This window comes from Rhizobium sp. NZLR10, assembly GCF_019685125.1.
Taxonomy (GTDB): Bacteria; Pseudomonadota; Alphaproteobacteria; order Rhizobiales; family Rhizobiaceae; genus Rhizobium.
The window spans coordinates 112,532-119,918 of the sequence record NZ_JABDWE010000024.1 but is presented as its reverse complement, the minus strand read 5'-3'; the positions used below and the strand labels follow the sequence as shown (position 1 = coordinate 119,918).

Sequence of the window (7,387 nt, the reverse complement as noted above, 5' to 3'; positions counted from 1 at the left end):
ACGTGCCAACGCAGGCGATCATGACGGCTACGAGAACGTTACCCGGGATACGCACGTTAGTCATGATGATCGGCCTCTGTTGGCAACCGGGTTCACGCTCCCGCTCGACGCGATGATCATCTAGCATGGGCAGCCGGCGGACTGTCCTCTGCGACGATGGGAGGGAGGTCGTGGGTCGGCATCGAATAATTGATCCCAGTCGCGCAGATCTGCTTGACCCCAAAAAATGCCATTCATTGCAACTTGCGCACCTGACCAAACGTGCCGCACGCGTTCGGAAGGTTCATCTCGCCGCCATGCTTGCAACGAGATCGCTGAACCTTAGAATGATTGACTTATTTGAGCCTAGGCTGCCGGCTCCGTGATGTCCATTCGTGTCGAGATTTCACCCAACTTTGCATTTCATCGCGACCCTGCGGAGACGCCGATATCGCAAATTCGTCAATGCGTTCTCAGCCACTGAATGGATCAGCCTCAAATGCAAGTCTAAGTCAAAGCGTTGTGAAACTGAACCACCTCTGGCGCCTTGCAGCGGTTCAGGGCATCCTATGATGGCTGAAAATTGTGTTTATGGCAGTTGGAGGAAGGCCGATGCGCTGCTTTACCGTGCTTGGACCCTCGCAGACCGGAAAATCGACAGTCGTGGAAAAACTCGGCTCCCTGGAGGGGACGCCGAGAAAATCCAGCTCCCCTTATGGATTGAACCTCACAGAATTCACCTTCGGAAACGAGGCGTGGTGTGCACTGGATGCGCCAGGCCCCAACGAAGCGTTGGCGCATGCGCAGCACGCACTTCTTGCCAGCGACGCCTGCATACTGTGCGTTTCATCGGCACCCGCGCAGGCTGTGCTCGCCGCGCCCTATCTGCGGATAATCGAAGCCTCGGGGACGCCTTGCATCCTCTTCGTCAACCGGATGGACGAGCCGATAGGGCGGTTGAGGGACGTGATCGCCGCGCTTCAAGACTACGCCAACCACATCCTTTTGCTTCGCCAGATCCCGATCCGCGAGGGGGACAGGATCATTGGCAGTTGCGATCTGATTTCGGAACGGGCGTGGCGATACCGGGAAGGCCAGACGTCGGCGCTGATCGCAATCCCCGAAAGCACTGCCGAACGCGAGCACGAGGCGCGCACCGAGCTCCTGGAACAACTGTGCGAATTTGATGACTGGCTTCTCGAGGAACTGATCGAGGACCACGAGCCATCCAGTGATGCGCTCTATGCCATTTCATCACGGGTTCTCAGGGAAAACAGAATTATCCCGGTCCTGATCGGTGCTGCAAGTCACGGCAACGGCATGACGAGGCTGATGAAGGCGCTCCGCCACGAGGCGCCGCCGGTAGGGGTTCTTCGGCAGCGTCTCGCTCATATGGGAACTGTCGATGAAGGCAAGCTGGTGGCCGTAAGCTTCCATGCCTATCATCGCCAGAATGTCGGCAAGACGGTGCTCGTGCGCGCACTTGGCGAGGGACTGCGGCAAGGCGCATCACTGGGCGGCTCCAGCCTCGGCGCCGTACAAAATCTCGCAAACGGGCGGTCCAATTCGGCGGTTCTGCCTGCGCCGGGGGATGTCTTCGCGACGGTCAAGTCCGACCACCTGCCCGTCCCTTCGCTGTTGACCTCCGGCGCGGTGGTCGCCCCGCCTGAGTGGACGGAACCACCCACGCCGATGCTTGAAAGGATCCTAATTCCGGGCAGCGAGCGCGATGAAAACAAACTTTCCGCAACGCTGGCGAAACTTTCCGAGACGGATCGCGGTCTGAAAGTCTTGCAGGAGGAAGGCACGGGCGCTCAACTCGTCCGCGCCCAAGGGCCGATGCATCTGCGTGATCTCTGCCGAACGCTGTCCGATGTCTTTCATATCTCCGTGACCGACCGAACGCCCAGCCCAATCTACCGCGAGACGATCACGAAACCATCGGAGGTTCATTACCGCCATCGCAAACAGACCGGCGGTGCCGGGCAATTCGCGGATGTGAAGTTGAGCATTCACCCCAACGAGCGCGGCCAGGGCTTCACCTTTGGCGAAACCATCAAGGGCGGCGCCGTTCCGCGCAATTACATCCCCGCCGTCGAAGCGGGCGCGCGCGAAGCGATGGAGAAAGGACCGCGGGGCTTCGAAGTCATCGATGTCGGCGTAACGCTGTTAGATGGTCAGCACCATACCGTCGACAGTTCGGAACACGCCTTCCGGACTGCGTCGAAAATGGGGGTGCGACAGGCGCTTTCCGAAGGATCGACCGTCTTGATGCAGCCGGTCTTCCGCAGCGAGTTCCACATCCCGTCGGTCTATTCAGGCAGCCTTGTCCAGATCGTCGCCGCTCTCAATGGTCAGGTTCTCGGCTTCGACCGTGATGAAACCGCCAAGGGATGGGACATCTTTCGGGCGCTCGTTCCGGGCGGCGCACTTAACGATCTGGCGCGGGCGCTGCGCTCGGCGACGCAGGGCATTGGTCATTTTTCCAAGACCTTCGATCACTTCGAGGAACTATACGGCAAGGAAGCGGACGCCATTGTGAGGGCAAACGAGAAACCAGGCACCGCACACTGAAACGTTCGCACCACTTCATGCTCGTTCACAGAGCCGGGCTCACGCCCGCCCGTATGCAATAGCCGCGCGGTCTGCGGCGTAGGCGAAAGAGATCCAGCAACTTTGCACCTATAGGCGATGCAGACATTCGTTCCATGACTGCGTACGAGCCGACATGGAATTCGGTTATAACAAGATCAGGCCCGTCTGGTTCGGCTCGTACCTCAGGATCGCGTTGTTGGTGAACTCGCTACCGTAGCATGGATTTGCACTACATTGCACCGGGCAAACCGATTCAGAACGCCTTCATGGAGGGTTTCCTTGGTGTAGAACGCCATCGGTCACGTCTCCGGATTTGTCATGATCATGCGGAGCGGGCTGATGGGGCCAAGCGGTATCATCTCGAACTTCATAACGCCCGCGACGCCCATCGGAAGATTGTCCAATAGCGCATGAGCTTCTTCGGACGTTTTAACGTTCATCACGAATACGGCCCGGTCTTATCCTGTTTGACGTACCATCGGTCGATCTTGCTGTCGAAATAGAGGTCGGCGGTCTTCTTTGCCTCAAGCGGCCCTGGACATGGCGTTTGATCAAAAGTCACGAGGATCAAGCGCCCAATCGTTCCATCGGACGCGTCTGATGTCGACGGACGCGGAACGAATGAGTCCCTGTCGCTCGTGGTTTTCGGAATTTACATGGCGCCCATGCTCTTCATGGCCTTGTCCATGTGCATGCTGCACGACTTCATCTTGTGCGCCTTCATTGAGGACTCGGCCATCATCATCTCGCTCATGGCCGACTTCTTCATCTTCATGTCGGTCATGCCATCGATCTTCTTGTGCAGGGACATCATCGAGGCGTCGTCACACTTGGACATCGCCATTGTGGCCGAATGGGCGGGAAGGGTCGCAGCCGTCATTAGAACTGCGGCGGCAAGGGCTGACTTGAACATGGTATTCTCCTTTGCGGTGCGGTTAATTCTGCATATAGAAAGCAATGAGGTAACCGTTCATGAGAAATAAACGAAATACAAAATATTAATCCATCGATATAATAGTAACAAAAGAAAAATGGCTTTTTTACAGCCTTAATTTTCCCGGATTTATAAATCGAAGTCCAAATACACGGGCATAATCACGATTAGAATGGATTTTCTTTTCCTGGTACATATTTCTAATTAGGGTGGATTTTGCATAAGTCAGTCTTCAGTCGGTCGTCGCCGATAGGATTGTCCCTCCATGATCGCCTTGAACGAGGATGGCGGTCTTCAATCGGCCGGGTTCCGGCGCGAACCGGTGGGAAGTTGGTTGGCCATTCCAACCGCCAAGACGCACGAGATCATGAACGACGTGGATATGCGGCAACGTTGTGCCGCTGTTTTCACCGCGCGCCACAGGCACCTCGACGAGATTGGGATCGTAGCGGACAAGCCAGATGTCAGCCTCTGACTTCGGGGAAGGGCCGCTGCCCACCGAAACCTCATTCTTGCCGAGAGATAGCGATGGAGACGTCAGTGGCATTGCGCCCGAAATCAGTCGATTGATTTCGGATAATTCGTTTCCAACAGTCGTTGTTGTCCCGTTGACAACCATCTGCGGCGTGTAGGATCCGGATTGGCGAAGGCGGGGCTCATAATCGGCCTGGCGATCCGTGAATTCTCGCTTTCCAAAACTGTCTTTCCATCCGAGATAGTCCCAATAAGTCACTGCAAAGCTCAAGGTGAGGACATCCTCGCGGTGGCTCAACTTTATCAGGTTGGCGTTTGCCGGCGGACAAGACGAGCAGCCTTGGCTGGTAAATAGTTCCACCACCGTCGGCGCGCGATTGGCGGCGGTCGCCAGATCTGCAAAGCCGGCGACTGACGGTAGCGCAAGGCCTGCAATGAAAATCGATTTGAGCTGCTTCATTTCTCTGCTCCCTAATGCTTCTCTACGCGCACTCGAAAGGGTCTACGCAGCAAGATCGAGATTCGTTACATGCTCGCGATTTCGTGATCGAGTGGTTGCGTTCTGTGGGACAGGCCGGGCCGTTGGTGGTTTGCATTGGACGTTGAGGTCCACAACGATACGTGCTCATCAGCAGCCAATGGCCAGGCCACCAAAAGAGGAAGCCAGCAATTCCCTTCCTCGCTGTAATGCCGGAGAAACTTGGCATCTCCCGCGCCCGCAGTGCCTTTCGGCGTGGAAAGTTGGCTCTGACTCACATTTGGTGATTTAGATGGCGAACTGCCGACATCGATCAACGGGCGGATCCAGAGGGAAGGGGATCCCGCGATCGAAGGCACAGATCGTTTGCCACAACGTCGCATGAAAAACCCGATCCACAGGCCGGCGGTTCGATCCTCCTCAAGGCGAGCATCGCTCACTTTCGCAATGGCGCCCAATCGGAAATAGAAGATCAGCTCGCTGAACGTCGGCCTCGCGCCTTCATCTCGGTCATAGAGGCAGCCGTCGCTCCTGCCCGAAAGCAGACGTGGTCATGGGGAGCGGCGTCACGTCGCTTGTGCGCCAGAAGCGGTCACAAGTGCCGAGGCTATTTCTCTTCTAGTTTTCTCGTTCTATGGAAAGGTTCAGAGCGTTCAGCTTAGGCGGAAAAAGAAATTGACCAGCGAAGAAGCCAACTCCGAAAAAGATACCGATGCGCTAGCGCTTGCGGAAAAACTTCGTGTCACGCTCGGCAGATTCGTTCGCGGCCTGAAGACGCAAGCAAATACACCGACAACCTCGCAGTCGGAAACGCTGTCGCTTCTGGATCGGGCGGGGTCGCTTAGTGTCGCCGAACTCGCAGGCCGCCGCAACGTCAGGCATCAGAGCATGCGGCTGGTTACCGCTCAGTTGGAATCTGATGGATTGATCAGCAAGACACCAAATCCAGCGGACGGGCGCAGCCAGCTTCTTTCAATCACCGAGAAGGGAAAGGAGGTACTATCCCGCGCCCGCGAAGCCCGAACGTCGCAGATTGCCAACTTGATCGAGGAACGCCTGTCCGGCAAGGACAGACGAACGCTCGAAGCCGCAATCCGTGTTATCGAACGGCTGTGCTAGCTCTTCGCATCAAGCCTTGGACAATGCAGCGAGCACGTTGGGCAAGGTGTTCACGCCCCAATGCTCAGCATATTTGCCGTCCTGAACTCGCACAATATCTATAACGCTAATGGAAACGTCCCGTCCCGTCGCCGGAACGCCCAGCAAAGTACCGGTATGAACTCCGCTTATCGTCTTTCGAGTTGTGACCTTATCTCCCTCGGCGATCTGGTCATGGATCGTTACCTCCAGGTTCGATAGAGCCGGACGAAGAATATTTTGGAAGGTGTGCCACATGCTTTCCGGGCCGTTCGGCATTCCCTGCGGCGCGGCGTGATTCACAAAGTGGGGAGCCATCAAGGCATGAAATTCTGTTTCGCTCCCATTTTGAATGACCTCGATGTTGAAGCGGCGAACCACCTCTTTGCGGTCGGTAGACATGATTGATCCTTCGCACAAACGACAACATTATATACAGTGCATCTGTATATAATGTTGTCGTAGACGTTCCGCGATCCTGTAGCAAGTCATACCTGCTACAGGTGTCCACTCTGGGCCGAAAGCGGAAATGATTTCCGCTTTGCGCCTCATGTCGGCCGTAGAAGTCGATCTTGACCTTGCCCGGAAGCAGACATCTGCTGTGACCGCGCTGTACGTGGCGCCGCGACGCGCCTCCGAGCGCATCTCAGCAACGCCGTCAAAGGTTGTGGGTTGTGAAATGTTTACAGCTTTGCGCATCCCTCGCTTTCGTGCTCTAGATGAGTCAGCCGAGCGTGGCCACCGGCCCTGCCACCGAGGCTATGTTTGCCACCAGCCTCGTTTCGTGGCGGCCCTCTCCCAGCCGGATTCTGGCCGCGTGCTTGGAACTAATGGCGGGCGAGACTGTTTCAGACTGTAACTTTGGCATAACGCAGACGTGCCCTCTTGGCTGGGTAAGCCTCGATTTTGAGGAGACTCGCATCGTGAAGATTTCGTCCAGATTTCGTTCAGTCGCGGCTGCGGTTATCGCTGCAGCAGGAATCAGCTTTGCCGGCTCCGCGCATGCCGACGGCGGTACGATCAGCTTCTCGGTCTACAAGGCTGCCTTCTTTGTGGGTGGTTCTGGAGGCGAGGGCACGCTGACCTTCCATGGTCGCCGCTATCCCGTCTCTGTCGGCGGCATCTCGGGCGGCCTCGCCTTCGGGGCTTCTAAGACCTATTTTCATGGTACCGTTCGCCATATTCGCCGCGCCCGAGATGTGACGGGGGTCTACGGTGCGGCGGGCGGTGGCGGCGCGCTCGGCAAAGGGGCCCAGGTGATCGTCATGACCAATGACAAGGGCGCCCAACTCGAACTCTCCGGCAAGCAGGTAGGCCTGCAAGTCAACGCCGATCTCAGCGGTATTGCCATCACGGTAAAGTAGGGGCTGTCGCTCCGTTCGTCGTCCCTTCAGTCGGCCCACTACGCTGAATACAAAGGTCGGCTTTCAGCGCTACGATCTAAAAAACGGCCGTTCCACTGTCGGCCCCAACGCCGTCGTTGGTCAGGGCTTGAGGCACTCGAATAGGGTCCCCAGCCGTCTTATAGAGAGCTCTAAGCATCCTTGGGATCTGGAGAACGTCACATGGTACTTGACGCGAAACCGCGCCAAGTAACTGCAAAGACGTCACTTTTTCTCTTGTGGGATCGCAGCTATTAAACAGAAAGGGATAGGTCTAAAAATTGGCTGGGGAACCTGGACTCGAACCAAGATTAACGGAGTCAGAGTCCGTCGTTCTACCATTGAACTATTCCCCAGCAGTTGCCGCCGAAGCATGGCTTGGCTGCTGTGCGGCGCTTATAACCAAAA

Annotated in this window: 6 protein-coding genes and 1 tRNA gene; 3 read left to right on the top strand and 4 right to left on the bottom strand. The window is 56.5% G+C overall.

Translation table 11 applies throughout. From position 1 onward, the window contains the following. The first annotated feature begins 591 nt into the window (after positions 1-591). Positions 592-2,553: an elongation factor G gene (locus HJB82_RS28710; protein ID WP_221142169.1), complete on the top strand. Its 1,962-nt coding sequence runs from the start codon at positions 592-594 to the stop codon at positions 2,551-2,553. Positions 2,554-3,226: 673 nt separating this feature from the next. Here HJB82_RS28710 and HJB82_RS28705 read toward each other — a convergent pair. Beyond that, a complete protein-coding gene (locus HJB82_RS28705; protein WP_207583052.1) occupies positions 3,227-3,487 on the bottom strand; it encodes a hypothetical protein in 261 nt (86 codons plus the stop codon). A 253-nt stretch (positions 3,488-3,740) separates the two neighbouring features. Beyond that, positions 3,741-4,442, bottom strand: a complete 702-nt coding sequence (locus HJB82_RS28700; protein ID WP_221142167.1) for a thioredoxin family protein — start codon at positions 4,440-4,442, stop codon at positions 3,741-3,743. A 693-nt stretch (positions 4,443-5,135) separates the two neighbouring features. Between HJB82_RS28700 and HJB82_RS28695 the strand changes: the two genes are divergently transcribed. Next, the gene (locus HJB82_RS28695) at positions 5,136-5,579 is read left to right on the top strand and encodes a MarR family winged helix-turn-helix transcriptional regulator (protein ID WP_259669391.1); all 444 of its coding nucleotides are present in this window, start codon (positions 5,136-5,138) and stop codon (positions 5,577-5,579) included. Positions 5,580-5,588: 9 nt separating this feature from the next. Here HJB82_RS28695 and HJB82_RS28690 read toward each other — a convergent pair whose 3' ends face one another. Then, positions 5,589-5,999, bottom strand: a complete 411-nt coding sequence (locus tag HJB82_RS28690) for an ester cyclase (RefSeq protein ID WP_207583055.1) — start codon at positions 5,997-5,999, stop codon at positions 5,589-5,591. Between the two features lie 521 nt (positions 6,000-6,520). Between HJB82_RS28690 and HJB82_RS28685 the strand changes: the two genes are divergently transcribed. Then, a complete protein-coding gene (locus HJB82_RS28685) occupies positions 6,521-6,961 on the top strand; it encodes a hypothetical protein (protein WP_207583056.1) in 441 nt (146 codons plus the stop codon). A 300-nt stretch (positions 6,962-7,261) separates the two neighbouring features. Here HJB82_RS28685 and HJB82_RS28680 read toward each other — a convergent pair. Further along, positions 7,262-7,335, bottom strand: a tRNA-Gln gene (locus HJB82_RS28680). Between the last annotated feature and the right edge of the window lie 52 nt (positions 7,336-7,387).